General features: G+C 41.9%; 16 protein-coding genes and 1 pseudogene. 11 read left to right on the forward strand and 6 right to left on the reverse strand.

What is annotated here, in order from left to right; all coding sequences use genetic code 11:
• The first annotated feature begins 393 nt into the window (after positions 1–393).
• The 3 genes from VB732_RS04000 to VB732_RS04010 all read left to right on the forward strand — a co-directional run bounded on the left by VB732_RS04000 (position 394) and on the right by VB732_RS04010 (position 2,789).
• Positions 394–1,140 carry a GDSL-type esterase/lipase family protein gene (locus VB732_RS04000; protein ID WP_323229550.1) on the forward strand — a complete coding sequence of 249 codons (747 nt, stop codon included), beginning with the start codon at positions 394–396 and terminating at the stop codon, positions 1,138–1,140.
• 176 nt (positions 1,141–1,316) lie between these two features.
• Complete coding sequence (locus VB732_RS04005) at positions 1,317–1,751, forward strand: hypothetical protein (protein ID WP_323229551.1); 435 nt, start codon at positions 1,317–1,319, stop codon at positions 1,749–1,751.
• Between the two features lie 498 nt (positions 1,752–2,249).
• Complete coding sequence (locus VB732_RS04010) at positions 2,250–2,789, forward strand: DUF3172 domain-containing protein (protein WP_322640448.1); 540 nt, start codon at positions 2,250–2,252, stop codon at positions 2,787–2,789.
• A gap of 100 nt (positions 2,790–2,889) precedes the next feature.
• On the opposite strand, the gene VB732_RS04015 is transcribed toward VB732_RS04010, so the two are convergent.
• The 4 genes and pseudogenes from VB732_RS04015 to VB732_RS04030 all read right to left on the reverse strand — a co-directional run bounded on the left by VB732_RS04015 (position 2,890) and on the right by VB732_RS04030 (position 5,842).
• Positions 2,890–3,729 (reverse strand): AMIN domain-containing protein, encoded by an 840-nt coding sequence (locus VB732_RS04015; RefSeq protein WP_323229552.1) that lies wholly within the window; start codon positions 3,727–3,729, stop codon positions 2,890–2,892.
• A gap of 164 nt (positions 3,730–3,893) precedes the next feature.
• The gene (locus VB732_RS04020; RefSeq protein WP_323229553.1) at positions 3,894–4,175 is read right to left on the reverse strand and encodes a hypothetical protein; all 282 of its coding nucleotides are present in this window, start codon (positions 4,173–4,175) and stop codon (positions 3,894–3,896) included.
• Positions 4,168–4,519 (reverse strand): annotated as a pseudogene (locus VB732_RS04025) (cation:proton antiporter); the annotation flags it as partial. The gene VB732_RS04020 and the pseudogene VB732_RS04025, both read right to left, overlap by 8 nt.
• A gap of 33 nt (positions 4,520–4,552) precedes the next feature.
• On the reverse strand, positions 4,553–5,842 hold the full coding sequence (locus VB732_RS04030) for a cation:proton antiporter (RefSeq protein WP_323229554.1): 1,290 nt from the start codon (positions 5,840–5,842) through the stop codon (positions 4,553–4,555).
• Between the two features lie 818 nt (positions 5,843–6,660).
• Here VB732_RS04030 and VB732_RS04035 point away from each other — a divergent pair.
• A complete protein-coding gene (locus VB732_RS04035; RefSeq protein WP_323229555.1) occupies positions 6,661–7,485 on the forward strand; it encodes an ABC transporter permease in 825 nt (274 codons plus the stop codon).
• A 122-nt stretch (positions 7,486–7,607) separates the two neighbouring features.
• Here the strand turns inward: VB732_RS04035 and VB732_RS04040 are convergent, their stop codons facing one another.
• Together VB732_RS04040 and VB732_RS04045 are read right to left on the reverse strand one after the other, a co-directional pair.
• Positions 7,608–8,084, reverse strand: coding sequence for an NAD(P)H-quinone oxidoreductase subunit N (locus VB732_RS04040; RefSeq protein WP_323229556.1), 477 nt, complete (start codon positions 8,082–8,084; stop codon positions 7,608–7,610).
• Positions 8,085–8,589: 505 nt separating this feature from the next.
• Entirely contained in the window at positions 8,590–8,757 is a 168-nt protein-coding gene (locus tag VB732_RS04045; RefSeq protein ID WP_323229557.1) for a hypothetical protein, read from the reverse strand.
• A gap of 270 nt (positions 8,758–9,027) precedes the next feature.
• Here VB732_RS04045 and rplC point away from each other — a divergent pair, with 270 nt between their 5' ends.
• From rplC to rpsC, 7 genes are all read left to right on the forward strand, one after another.
• Positions 9,028–9,660 carry a 50S ribosomal protein L3 gene (gene rplC / locus VB732_RS04050; RefSeq protein WP_323229558.1) on the forward strand — a complete coding sequence of 211 codons (633 nt, stop codon included), beginning with the start codon at positions 9,028–9,030 and terminating at the stop codon, positions 9,658–9,660.
• Positions 9,661–9,764: 104 nt separating this feature from the next.
• Positions 9,765–10,403 carry a 50S ribosomal protein L4 gene (gene rplD / locus VB732_RS04055; protein WP_323229642.1) on the forward strand — a complete coding sequence of 213 codons (639 nt, stop codon included), beginning with the start codon at positions 9,765–9,767 and terminating at the stop codon, positions 10,401–10,403.
• Positions 10,396–10,710, forward strand: coding sequence for a 50S ribosomal protein L23 (locus tag VB732_RS04060; protein ID WP_069070779.1), 315 nt, complete (start codon positions 10,396–10,398; stop codon positions 10,708–10,710). The genes rplD and VB732_RS04060 overlap by 8 nt, the downstream gene beginning before the upstream one ends.
• A gap of 140 nt (positions 10,711–10,850) precedes the next feature.
• The gene (rplB, locus tag VB732_RS04065; protein WP_323229559.1) at positions 10,851–11,714 is read left to right on the forward strand and encodes a 50S ribosomal protein L2; all 864 of its coding nucleotides are present in this window, start codon (positions 10,851–10,853) and stop codon (positions 11,712–11,714) included.
• Between the two features lie 142 nt (positions 11,715–11,856).
• The gene (gene rpsS, locus VB732_RS04070) at positions 11,857–12,135 is read left to right on the forward strand and encodes a 30S ribosomal protein S19 (protein ID WP_012410721.1); all 279 of its coding nucleotides are present in this window, start codon (positions 11,857–11,859) and stop codon (positions 12,133–12,135) included.
• An 80-nt stretch (positions 12,136–12,215) separates the two neighbouring features.
• Positions 12,216–12,572, forward strand: coding sequence for a 50S ribosomal protein L22 (gene rplV, locus VB732_RS04075; protein ID WP_069070777.1), 357 nt, complete (start codon positions 12,216–12,218; stop codon positions 12,570–12,572).
• A 53-nt stretch (positions 12,573–12,625) separates the two neighbouring features.
• Positions 12,626–13,408: a 30S ribosomal protein S3 gene (rpsC, locus tag VB732_RS04080; RefSeq protein ID WP_323229560.1), complete on the forward strand. Its 783-nt coding sequence runs from the start codon at positions 12,626–12,628 to the stop codon at positions 13,406–13,408.
• The last annotated feature ends 39 nt before the right edge of the window (positions 13,409–13,447 follow it).

Below are 13,447 nucleotides of genomic sequence, written 5' to 3' on the forward strand. Positions count from 1 at the left end.
CGGTCTTTATGGTTCAATTCTCACACTTATTTGGCAAATTACTTAAGCGTAGGATATCGTAAATATCGTTTACGCGCACTTAGAACAAATATAATTTACACAGAAATTACGGAAGAATGCGGAAAAATTAACCGTAAAGCACCTTGCTGCAAGCTATCGCAGAGGCGTAGAGACATAAGGAATATAAGAGTTTGAGAGAGATTTTGCATAAGTCTGTGGTGCGATCGCTCTAGTCGTTTTGAGTTCCAAACTTAAATTTGAGTCTCAACTACGACAATATTAACCTGGCAACTATGTCAATTAGAAAACTCATAGATGCTTAGACACTAAATATAGCCATCTATGGTATAGAAATGTATAGAATCTTGTAAAGATATAAAATATAGTTGTTAAATGCACACATTTCTAGCTTCTTCCTCAATGCAGCTGTCTGTACCGCCAAACCACTTTCAGCCAATGAAGATTGTCGCACTGGGGGACAGCTTAATTTATGGATTCGGTGATCCCGAAAAGGGAGGCTGGATCGAGCAACTACGACGATGGTGGATGTTACCGGATAGCCCTGGTCACATTCTCTATAATTTAGGGGTAAGAGGCGATCGCACACAACAAGTAGCACAAAGACTAGAAGTTGAATTTCGCCATCGTGGTGAACTGCGAAACCGTGTCCCCGACTTGATTATTTTATCCGTAGGCGTGAATGACTCAGCGCGGTTGGCGCGTCCTGATGGCCGAAGTTACACAGATTTCACCCTATTTGAAAAAGAAATTGCAACTCTTTTAGATTTAGCACAGCAACTCTGTCCTGTGTTATTTGTGGGCATGGTTCCAGTAGATGAAGCTAAAATGCCATTTTTGGATTGTTTTTACTATAATCATGCCGATCAATACCGCTATAAAGAAGCAACTCGAATTGCTTGCACCAAACGGCAGATTCCCTATTTGGATATTTTTGAGCAGTGGATGGAACGTGGTGAAAATTGGCGGCTCAAACACTTGAGCGAAGATGGTCTTCATCCCAATACACTTGGTTATCAAGCTTTGTTAAAAGATGTGATAGATTGGGAGGCGATACATTCAGTAAGCTTTGCCAATGCAGCTTACCATTCTCAATTTAATTATCATCTTAAACCATCTTAATAATATAGATATGTTGGTGCTTTTGCATTCGCCTGTATCTTTGTATTTGCCATACTCACAAAAAGCACCACAATCTTGCTAAATTTTAAATTAAAGTAGATGTAACATTCTCTCACAATCAATCTATAAAAACTCTAACAGACGTGATAAATCGCGTCTCCTCACTCACCACTTTTATGACACCAACTTTATTTGGTCGTTGGCAAACTCGATTATTATTACTTGCAACAGTTGGCGTACTCACATCTTTACCTTTTGTAATGGGTTGGATTGGCCCTGGTGCTAGCTCAGTTTATTTCTGGATACTTGCTTATGTTGCCATATTTGGCTTAGGTTGGGATGTGCTTTATAATTATCTCCAAAAATATCGCTGGGACAGGGATTGGCCCGCAGTTTATCAACTATTAGCGGGGATATGGGAATTAGTATTTGTATTTTGTGGAGTAAAATTGTTTGGTTTTTTACCAATACCTTTACCTAAAGAAGAATTACCCTTAGCAATTTTTTTATTGCACTATATTATTGTGTGGCTAGCAGTCTTTATTAGTTCACAAAGCCTAATGCGGATTATCTTTCTGCGTTGGCGTTTTCGGGGTGGAGAGTGGTTGTAACATCAAAAAAGGTTTATCGCTGGCTGTGAAGTTTTATTAGATGCCATAAAAAACAAAAAGATTTTGTTGTTTTAGTTAAACATTATCTTCTTGATAAGACTAATGAGTCTGTTTAATTAGTGCAAACGATTAAGCAAAGATTATGGAATCCTATTTGAGACAACGAAAATATTCATCTATATCGTCATGATTGATTTAATGCTCAAGCCACTTGCTTGGTGAAAAGCACCGAACAGAAACCTTTCAGATATTCTCTAAACAATGTAAAATTGATATTAGCTTGTAATCAGGACTTTAAGCCTAAATTCATAACTACCAACCTTTAATTATTTACAGACACTATAATTAATTTATATATTTGTATTTGCTATTTTTCTCAATTAACAAGAATCTTGCAAAGACAGTTGTAGGCAATTACAGTCCAGACTAGGCATACTGAAAACAGAGAGGATTCTAAACCACTCCCTCCAAAATCGACGTGAAGGTAATTAAGCAACAATGAGACGTAAAACCACTGGTAGATCGGCTACTACTTCTAAACCCTCTATTTTCCAATCCCCTATGTTTAACCTCTTCACCATCGCAATTATGGGAGGAGTGTTAATTTTGGGAATTGGAATTGGCATTGCTTTTAGTTCTACAACCACGTTGGCCCCGTCAAATGTGGCTTCTCGTGAATTCATTGACACCAAAGCCCCAAATCCTGAAATTTGTGTCCAGTACGGAGCTAGCGCGATGGTGATGGACGCTAGACTGTTCGTTACTCTCAACCCTTTTAATGTTTATGTTGCCCAGCCGAGTATGCGTCCTGGATGCGTGATCCGACAAAATAACTGGGCGCTTTTAGAGAACCGCAAGCTGGTGACATCCGATCAGGTAAGAGATTGCAAAAATCGCCTGAATACCTTTGGATTCACAGGTAACTTGGACAGTGGCCAACCTGATATTAGGTGTATATATCAAAATGAAGCTGCTCAAAACTTCTTTACGGCTCAACCTGGAGCAGTTGGAACTCCTCAAGAAACTGATAGATTTTAAATTTGGGAAAGGGCAATTTAATTTTGGATTTTGGATTGAAGATTTTGGATTGAAATTTAATCCGAAATTTAAAATCTAAAATCTAAAATTCTTAATCTTTTTATCTACTTTTAGGAAGGGGTTGACCAAACTCGATTACTTGGGGATTAGAAACATTAGGGATTGTTGGAACTGGAAATTCCGATACACCCAAAGGAGGAATGTTATTTAAGTTATCAGGTTGATTTGAGAAAGAAGCAGGGGGAAGAATTAAAGCAGGTTGTTGAGAGGATGTATTCGGAGTTAGGGGAGGTACAGTGACAAAAGGCTGTGCTGAGTTATTAGTAATTGTTGAGGGTAGGTTATTTGATATAGGCGGAATTGTGAGCAAGGGCGCTTGTAAATTAGTAGTAGTTACAGGTAGGTTACTAGGCGGCTGTGGTTGATATGGTGCTTGAGGTTGTTTCTTGGGTGACGGTGGAGAGTTCCCTGGTTTCACGGCAGTAGTTTTACCAGAAATAGCCGGGCGTAATACCCAACGAGTGGAATTTTTTCGGGAAACAGGTTGCAGTTGTACCTGTTTAGGATTAAAAACAGCCCCCGGTGCTAAATCTAGAACAATGCGTGTGTCGTTTTCGTTCAGTTGAGAAACGCGAATGCTTTTGATTGCTCCAGAATAATTTTGTTGTGTGGTAACTTTGCCCAACTTGGTATTCGGTAAATCTACAACAAGCCGAGAGGGTTGGGCTAGGTAGAAATAACGAGGGGTTGTACCTGCTGAGAGAGTGATTTCGAGTTGTTGTGTTTTTGGGGAAAACCGCCACTTATCTAGCTTTGCTATCGGTGTAGCAGCAGTAGTGTAAGTTTCGAGGGCGATCGCTGCACAAAAACCTAATAGACTGATACTAAATAGCTGCTTGCGCCATTGGCAAAATTGCCTAGTCTTTAACCCTTGATCCATTCTTTTTATCTGCTCCATAAAACCCATAAAATGCGCTCACATTGCTGTTTACTTCGCCCTTTAAACTCCCACTTCCCACTCCTCAATTCATAACTTTTGAGATTTTTCCTCAGTTTTTTCAGGCACAGCAGTGAATTTTAGGGTTTGTGGAATGCCATTTACGCTTAATTGACTGTCATATTACCTTTATCCACAAGTTGCATTTGAATTGTGACTGAATTCAGAGGATCATTTTGGGGGCGAGGAATATTACAAAGGATTGATCTACCAACTTTTCCAGATAAATTTAACTGTTTATTTCTGAAGATGCCTGCCAGAGAGTGCTTATCGTCAGTATCGGCTTTAGGGTTAGTCGGTAATACAGAGGCATTTAAGTAAATACCCGACTGCTGAATATTTAACGTTAGAGTATCCGATTTTTCACAGTTCGGCAAATTTTCTGACATAGTGTTTGGCAAGGCGTTGGTTGCTCCAACGCTTTGCCGTCAACATCAAGCCAATGTAGACTACGCTGGCGATAATTGTGGGTATTGCACCAGCATAGTCACCAGTTCTAGCCACTGCCTGCGATCGCTACTGCTAACAGACACCAAGCTGTCACATCATCCACGGCTGCACAAGTTAACGTCAATGTTCCTAAACGTGTTCCTTGTAAATTGTTTTCAGTAGTGATTCGCGCCAACACCGGAAAGACAGTAATAGACATCGCTGCCCCTAAAAACAAAGCAAAGGCGGTGAAGGATACACTGGCGTTGGAAACTAGGGGATAAAGAATCGCCGCTAGCTCAGTAAATTGTTACTTAAATCCTCTATTTATATTTGTTTAATTAGAAAAATTATCATAGCTTGTTCCGTGCAATAAAAAGGCAATCAGTGGTGATGCCATAAGTGTAGTAATGACTGCCATAATAACCATCATAGTGAATAAGGTTGGGGTAATTATCCCTTGTTCTAGACCGATATTGAGGATGATTAATTCCATCAAACCACGAGCATTCATCAGAGCGCCGATAGTTGCAGATTCACGCCAATTTTCTCCCGCCAATTTTGCAGCCAACATACAAGCAACACCTTTACCAAGAATTGCGATCGCAATAATTAACAGTGTAATTCCCCACAAAGTAGGCGTGTTTACTAATCCAATTTGAGTATTTAGTCCAGAGAAAACAAAAAATATTGGTAGCAAAAAAGAAGTAGTTAAAAACTCAGTATATTGGCGAATTTGTTGGGCGAATTCTCCGCGTGGTGTTATCGCTCCCAGCACAAAAGCACCAAATATTGCATAGATACCTGTGATATCGGTAAACCATGCACAAAACATCAAAATTATCAACATCAAAGTCAGAGTTTGTCTGTTCACACCTGCATTACGTTTTGTCATCTGTGTGAATATTCTCAGTAGAGGTTGACCGAGAAAAATTGCAAATAGCACATAGCAAATGCCACCACCAATTGCTAATAGGGCAATACTCAGAGAATTTTTCACGCTAGCCAAGACGATCGCTAGTAAACACCAAGCAACTGCATCATCTACCGATGCCGCACCTAAAGCCAAAGTACCGAAACGGGTTTGTGTAAGACCGCGTTCGTAAAGAATACGAGCTAACATAGGGAATGCCGTAATTGTCATCGATGCACCTAGATACAAAGCAGCTGACCAAGGCATAACTTGGGGTTGAAAAAAATCACCATTGTGATAAAACCAAAAAGATGCGATCGCTCCTAAAATAAAAGGAGTAATAATCCCAGCCGCAGATAGCAAACTTGCACTTTTGATATGATGTTTTAAGAGTTTGGTGTTGAACTCTAAACCGATCAAAAACATATAAATTACCAACCCAATCTGGCTGATAGCATATAAAATAGACATCGATGGATTGGGTATCTTGAGTCCTACAGCAGTGATGATTGGAAGCTTAGGAAAAAGCCATTGTTGGAAATCCGGTGCAATAAATCCTAGAAGTGACGGCCCTAACATCACACCTGCAATCATTTCGCAAACAACATCGGTTTGACCAAGATATCGCCGTCCTAAAATGGTAACGATGCGACAAGTAGCTAAAATAACTGTGAGTTGCAAAAATAGCTGAATAACCAAATCAAAGTTCGACATTGTACTTCCTTAATTTGAGTCTCTGCATTGAAGAATTTTCCCAGACTCGCACACAATTCTATGTCAGTACAACATATTGCATTCATGATTAAACCGCCAGATGTCAGTTTGTTTTTATACAGCAAATTACTTTGATATGAAGTATAAAGCTAGGGATTTGGAGGCAGGAGACAGGAGGGGTAAGGGAAGGAACCACAAAGGACGCAAAGGGTACGAAGAAGAGAAAAACAACAGAACATCAAAAAATTGATTTATCCCTCAATTTTTTATTGAAAAACTATTACTGCGTATATTTAGTTCTATTTTTATGTGATTAAATTTTTGAAAAGTAAAAAAATACTTCGATAATTAATTACCTCCTGAAATTCAGGGAGCAAGGCGATTTCACATTAAAAAAGAAAAAAACATAAGCCTTGATTTGTTGTTTTGTAGCATGGCTTTTTACCCCTCTCCAAACCTCTCTTATATTATGTTCGGCAAATTATTGGTGATATGTCATTGCGAACGAAGTGAAGCAATCGCAAGGCTTTTGGGATTGCTATCTCTACGAGACGCTCCGTGAACACTTCGTACCCTGCGGGTTCCGCCCTTGGCGGTACGCAATGAAAATTGTTTAACCGGACATGATATTACTTTGCGAGAGAGGCATTGACTCTTGCTCCCCTTACCTACTAAAAAAGGGATTAGAGGTTAGCTTTAAGAGAAAGTTGCACACAGCGTTAATTTTTAATAAAAAATATTTTTATTAACCTAGCAACTTATACGTTAAACAATGTAAATTAACACTTAATGAAATTTTGATAAGTAGTAGAAAGCACGTGACATATCAAAGAACACTACTTTCCGACAAGAGGTTCAATTCACAGCTTCAACTTCTCCTAGCTGATAGTCTGACTATTTTTTGGGGAGACTGGTTAGATTTACGTGTAAGAATCGTACAAGTTGCTGCATCAGGCTTAATATCCCCACTGATATATATTTTAGCTTTTGGCTTAGGTTTGGGTAGTTCCATCAAACCCGGCTCAGGGATTAGTGGTAACTATAACAACTATTTAGAATTCATCTTACCGGGGATGGTAGGGCTATCTTCGATGACAATTAGCTTTGGTGGAACGACATTTTCGATTTGTGGAGACAGATTATTTACTAAAACCTTTGAGGAATTGCTGTTAACTCCCATACACCCCTTAGCGTTGCACATCGGAAAAATGCTGGCGGGAGTAGTGCGGGGGTTAATGACATCCGGTTCCGTGATTTTGGTAGCGTTGTTGTTGACGGGGAACTGGAATTTTCTCAACCCACTATTTCTACTGTTGGTAGTGCTGAATTGTTCGGTATTTGCTGGGTTAGGGGTAATTGTGGGGTTGAGTGTGCGATCGCTCGAATCAGTCGGACTCTACAACAATTTTATAATTATCCCCATGTCATTCTTAGGGGCAACTTTCTTTGATCCTAGTACATTACCAGCTGCCCTCAAAGTCGTAGTTTACCTGTTACCACTCACCTACGCCAGCATCGGACTACGTGCAGCTGCCCATTTACCCTTGTCCCAGTTTCCTTGGTACAGCATACCGATTTTGCTAGTGATAGCGATCGCTTTTTCTCTCTGGGGCGGTTATAAATTCGCTCACCAACAGGACTAGAATAACTCGTAATTCCTTAAAGCCTTGATTACATCTTGGGGCTTTCAACTCAGCATTATTGAAATACTGATTGAATTAAGTCATTAGTCATTAGCTTATGACTAATGACTAATCACACAGAACTAACTAGCTAACAGAGTTTTTTCTAAAGAAGTCCAACGGAAGGCGCGATCGCCACCTCTCTCAATTACTACTCTCACTCGTGGTTCTAACTGAGGTAAATTCGTTAAATACTCCAGTTCCTCGTTGGAAAGAATATGCCCTTCAATAATCCACAAAACCAGCCCCTTTGACTTTGGTGGTAGCTGTTCTAGATGAGAATTGAGAATTGGTGGCAAATAGTACACCTGACCTACTGCCGCACCGCTACCAGTGCTTTTTTTTCCAAGATGAGGAGGTCTGACTCCATGAATTCTTGTGAGATAGGCAGCTACGTCGCCCAGTCCCTTGGCAGTAATGTGGAGGGTGGTATATCCAGCAGCGCGTAGTCGGCGCTGATATCTACCTTCATAACCCCCTTCCAGAGGTACATACACACCAAGAGCGCCAAATTTTTCCAGATCGCGGATTAAACCGTTGCCAGTGGTAATTAGTGCCATAGATTTTTGTTGTTATCCCACTTAGATATCTCTATTATTTACCCTGAACCGATATAAAAGCATTTTTTTGGGTATGAGGCATGGAGCATTGGTTATTAATTCTTCTGCCCCTGCTTCCAATTCCTAATCCCCACTCCCCAAAAATAACTCTATAAACTACTGGACAAACATAAATAAATAATTTATATTATTAGATTGTGACCAAACACGCAATTAGATAGCCTTTTTCATGTCATTCTGAGGTAGTGCCTTAGCATCAAAAGCTAATGACTCAATCCAAATTGGATAATTTAACTCAGATCGAGCATAGACTGGTAAACTAAGAAAGCTTTCAGGTCAACATTGGAGCTTATGGATCAACAAGCGAAGTTAATCCTACATCTCCAGAGTTAATTTGCTCCTGTGCCTCTGAAATAGTAGGCGAAATCTTAAAAAATAGTTTAAGGTATTTAAGGAAGTAAAACTGAGCAGCAATGTTGGTTTCATGGCATTACGTCAGTCTCAGTTAACGGATACTGGGCGGTAACAACCGCTTAAGTCCAACTGCAACACGGCAGTAGCCAACCTCCGGGAAAACGTCATACAAGGGCGTATACAAATCGGAAAACCCGCCGACAGCGCTGCCTCCAGAAAGTGCCAAAGCAATTGCTTGGACAAAAGCATTGCTGCACACAGCTTTAAGCTGTAGCGCCTTGCATTGATTCCAGAAGTTACTCCTTCCCAATGGGAAGAGACTTGTAGCTGTCCTGGTGATCTATTGAGTGAAGCTAAACAGATTCACCAAGCAGTACGGACACGGTTTGTTGTGTCCCCAAGCATTTGGACTGGTTTACTAAAACCATGCCAAATTTCGCAGGCTAACTCAGCCTAAACTGATGCGTACAAAGCGTGTCCTCTAGAGTCCAATTCCAAGGTCAGCAAGTAGAAAGGAGAACCAGTTACTGTGTCTGTAGGTATTCTCGGCACCAAGCTGGGCATGACCCAAATATTTGACGAAGCAGGAGTAGCCATTCCTGTGACTGTCATTCAAGCAGGGCCATGCACCGTTACACAAGTTAAAACGAAACAAACCGACGGTTACTTTGCCATTCAAGTTGGTTTTGGCGAAGTTAAACCAAAGGCACTGAACAGACCACTATTGGGTCATTTGGCTAAATCATCTGCCCCAGCATTGCGTCACCTAAATGAATATCACACCGAGAGTTCTGGTGATTATGCTTTAGGTCAACAGATTAAAGCAGATATTTTTAGCGCGGGTCAAATTGTTGATGTAGTCGGCACAAGCATCGGTCGCGGTTTTGCCGGAAACCAGAAGCGCAACAACTTTGGTCGTGGGCCTATGTCCCACGGTTCCAAAAACCACAGAGCGCCAGGTTCTATTGGCGCTGGTACGACACCAGGTCGTGTCTATCCAGGTAAGCGGATGGCAGGACGTTTAGGTGGGAAACGCATCACAATCCGTAAACTGACCATAGTACGAGTTGATGCAGAGCGCAATTTATTGCTAATCAAGGGAGCCATTCCTGGTAAACCAGGCGCTCTAGTAAGCGTTGTGCCTGCAAAAGTAGTGGGATAGTCAAAAGTCATTAGTCAAACGTCATTAGTCATTAGTCATTGGCTAAAGACAAATGACATCAAGACAAATGACAAATGACCAATGACAAAGGACAAATAATAAAGATGGTTGAAAGCGTAGTTAAAAATTGGCAAGGAGAACAGGTCGGCGAGACGACCTTCGAGTTGCGCGTTGCCAAAGAAGAAACAGCGTCTCATATCGTGCACCGGGCCTTGGTACGGCAACTGACTAATTCTCGTCAAGGAAATGCCAGTACAAAAACTCGTTCAGAAGTTAGAGGTGGTGGTCGTAAACCTTGGCGGCAAAAAGGTACTGGTCGCGCTCGTGCAGGGTCTATTCGTTCACCATTGTGGCGTGGTGGTGGTGTGATCTTTGGGCCAAAGCCCAGAGACTTCGACCTGAAGTTGAACCGCAAAGAGCGACGTTTAGCACTGCGGACAGCATTTGTTGGTCGTATTGACGACTTGATTGTAGTAGAAGAATTTAGCACCGAGCTATCTCGCCCCAAGACTAAAGACTTAGTGGCAGCACTTTCCCGTTGGGGAGTAGTGCCAGAAAGCAAAGCACTCTTAATTTTGTCTGAAATTGCGGATACAGATAATGTTTATTTGTCAGGCCGCAACATTGAAAATTTAAAACTAATTGCAGCCGACCAGTTAAATGTTTTTGATTTACTGCACGCTGACAAAATTGTAGTTACGGCATCAGCCCTAGAAAAAATTCAGGAGGTCTACAGTGCCTAGCTTTGACCCCCGCGACCTTGCCGACTTAGTGCGTCGCCCAATAGTCACCGAGAAGGCGACTATCTTGATGGAGCAAAATAAGTACACCTTTGAAGTAATTCCAAAGGCATCTAAGCCAGAAATTAAGGCTGCGATCGAAGACTTATTTCAGGTCAAGGTTGTAAAAGTCAACACCACCTTACCACCACGTAAAAAGCGGCGCGTTGGTAAATTTATCGGTTATAAGCCCCAATATAAGCGAGCCATTGTTACAGTCGCACCTGGGGATGAAGACAAGATTAGACAAGTTCTATTCCCAGAAGTCTAGGAATTTTAGATTTTAGATTTTAGATTGAGGAGTTTACTGAATAAATGCCAAAGATGGTCGCAATTAGTTAAACACTCATTAAATCCAAAATTCAAAATCCGAAATTAAGTAAATCAAAAATCCAAAATCCAAAATAGATTATGGGTACTCGTTCTTATCGCCCTTATACCCCCAGCACTCGCCAAGTTACAGTTTCTGACTTTGCGGAAATCACAAAAACCGAGCCAGAAAAATCTCTAACTACCTCGAAGCATCGCGCCAAAGGTCGGAATAATACCGGGCGGATTACCAGTCGACGTCGGGGTGGCGGACACAAACAACTTTATCGGATCATCGATTTTAAAAGGGATAAACATAATATTCCTGCCAAAGTCGCAGCAGTTGAATACGATCCTAACCGCAATGCCCGAATTGCCCTTTTGTATTACCAAGATGGCGAAAAACGGTACATCCTTCATCCCAACGGATTGAAAGTTGGAACAATAATTATTTCTGGCCCCGAATCTCCCTTTGAAGATGGTAATGCTTTACCTCTATCGCGGATTCCCTTGGGTACTAGTGTTCACAACGTAGAAATGACTCCTGGTAAAGGTGGTCAAATCGTGCGGGCTGCTGGTGCTAGCGCTCAAGTTGTGGCAAAAGAAGGTGATTATGTAACTCTCAAGTTGCCTTCGGGAGAAGTCCGCTTAATTCGGCGTGATTGCTACGCCACCATTGGGCAAGTAGGCAACACCGACGCGAGAAACCTGAGTGCAGGTAAAGCAGGACGCAATCGCTGGAAAGGTCGCCGTCCTAAGGTTAGAGGCAGCGTCATGAACCCAGTGGATCACCCACATGGTGGTGGCGAAGGTAGAGCACCTATCGGTAGATCGGGGCCTGTTACACCTTGGGGTAAACCCACATTGGGCGCGAAGACACGCAATCGCAAGAAACTTAGCAGTAAATTCATTGTGCGTCGTCGCCGTAAGTCTTCTAAACGCGGTCGCGGTGGTCGTGAATCGTAGAATTTTAGATTTTAGATTTTGGATTTTAGATTGGGGTCTACTTGTGAACATTGAAAATTTGTGAAACTTGCTCGGACACCTAATTATCCAAAATCCGAAATTCTAAATCCTAATTCCTAAATCCTAAATCCAAAATTGAACTATGGGTCGTTCTCTAAAAAAAGGTCCTTTCGTTGCGGATCATCTTTTAAAAAAAATTGAAAAGCTCAACGACAATAACAGAAAAGAAGTTATTAAAACTTGGTCAAGAGCTTCGACAATTTTGCCTTTAATGGTAGGTCATACCATAGCTGTTCACAATGGACGACAACACGTTCCAGTGTTTGTAAATGAACAGATGGTAGGACACAAGTTAGGTGAGTTTGCCCCAACACGCACCTACAGGGGTCATGGGAAAAGCGACAAAAAAGCGGGTAGGTAGTCATTAGTTATTAGTCATTAGTCATTAGCTAAAGACAAGTGACAAATGACAAATGACAAATGACAAAATTGGAGAAAATTATGGCTACTAATACTACTGAAGTAAAAGCGATCGCTCGTTTTATCCGCATCTCGGCCTACAAAGTGCGTCGGGTACTCGATCAAATCCGGGGGCGATCTTACCGAGAAGCGTTAATCATCCTAGAATTCATGCCCTATCGCGCCACTGAGCCTATATTGAAGGTTCTCAGAAGCGCTGCTGCCAATGCCGAACACAACGCTGGGTTAGATCGGACTCAACTAGTAATTACTCAGGCTTACGCCGATCAAGGGCCGCCGTTGAAGCGGTTCCAACCAAGAGCGCAAGGTCGAGCTTACCAAATTCGCAAACCGACGTGTCATATTACTGTGGCTGTTGCAGCTGCTCCAGAAAAATAAGCACGTTTACACGAATAAGTTGCGTAAAGTAAGAAATTTTAGAGGAAGCATTCGTGGGACAGAAGATTCATCCAGTTGGTTTTCGTCTGGGTATTACACAAGAACATCAATCCCGTTGGTTTGCTGTTCCTGACCGTTATCCAGAACTTCTACAAGAAGACTACAAGCTCCGTCAATACATTGAACAAAAGTTAGGTAGACTTGCTCAAAACAACGCTGGTATTTCCGAAGTGCGGATTGAGCGCAAAGCCGACCAAATCGACTTAGAAGTACGCACAGCTAGACCAGGTGTAGTAGTGGGACGTGGTGGGCAAGGTATTGAATCCTTGCGTACCGGACTCCAAGGACTGTTGGGTAGCAATCGCCAAATTCGCATTAACGTAGTTGAAGTTCAACGAGTTGATGCTGATGCTTACCTAATTGCCGAATACATTGCTCAACAACTAGAACGCCGGGTTTCATTCCGGCGGGTAGTGCGGCAATCAATTCAGCGCGCCCAACGTGCTGGTGTTCAAGGTATTAAAATTCAAGTCAGCGGCCGGCTCAACGGTGCAGAAATTGCCCGGACAGAGTGGACTCGTGAAGGTAGAGTACCTTTACATACCTTACGGGCTGACATTGATTACTCTTATTGCACCGCAAAAACTGTTTACGGTATTTTGGGCATCAAGGTTTGGGTGTTTAAGGGAGAAATTATTCCTGGACAGGAACCAGATCCGCTACCACCAGCAAGCCGTGAACGTGAACGCGATCCCCGCGATCGCGATCGTGAACCCCGTCGTCGTCAACAACAACGTCGTCGCCAGCAATTTGAAGATCGCTCAAATGAAGGATAAATCGTCATTAGTCATTAGTCATTAGTCATTAGGAAATGG

This window comes from Nostoc sp. UHCC 0252, from assembly GCF_034931145.1.
Classification (GTDB): Bacteria; Cyanobacteriota; Cyanobacteriia; order Cyanobacteriales; family Nostocaceae; genus Nostoc.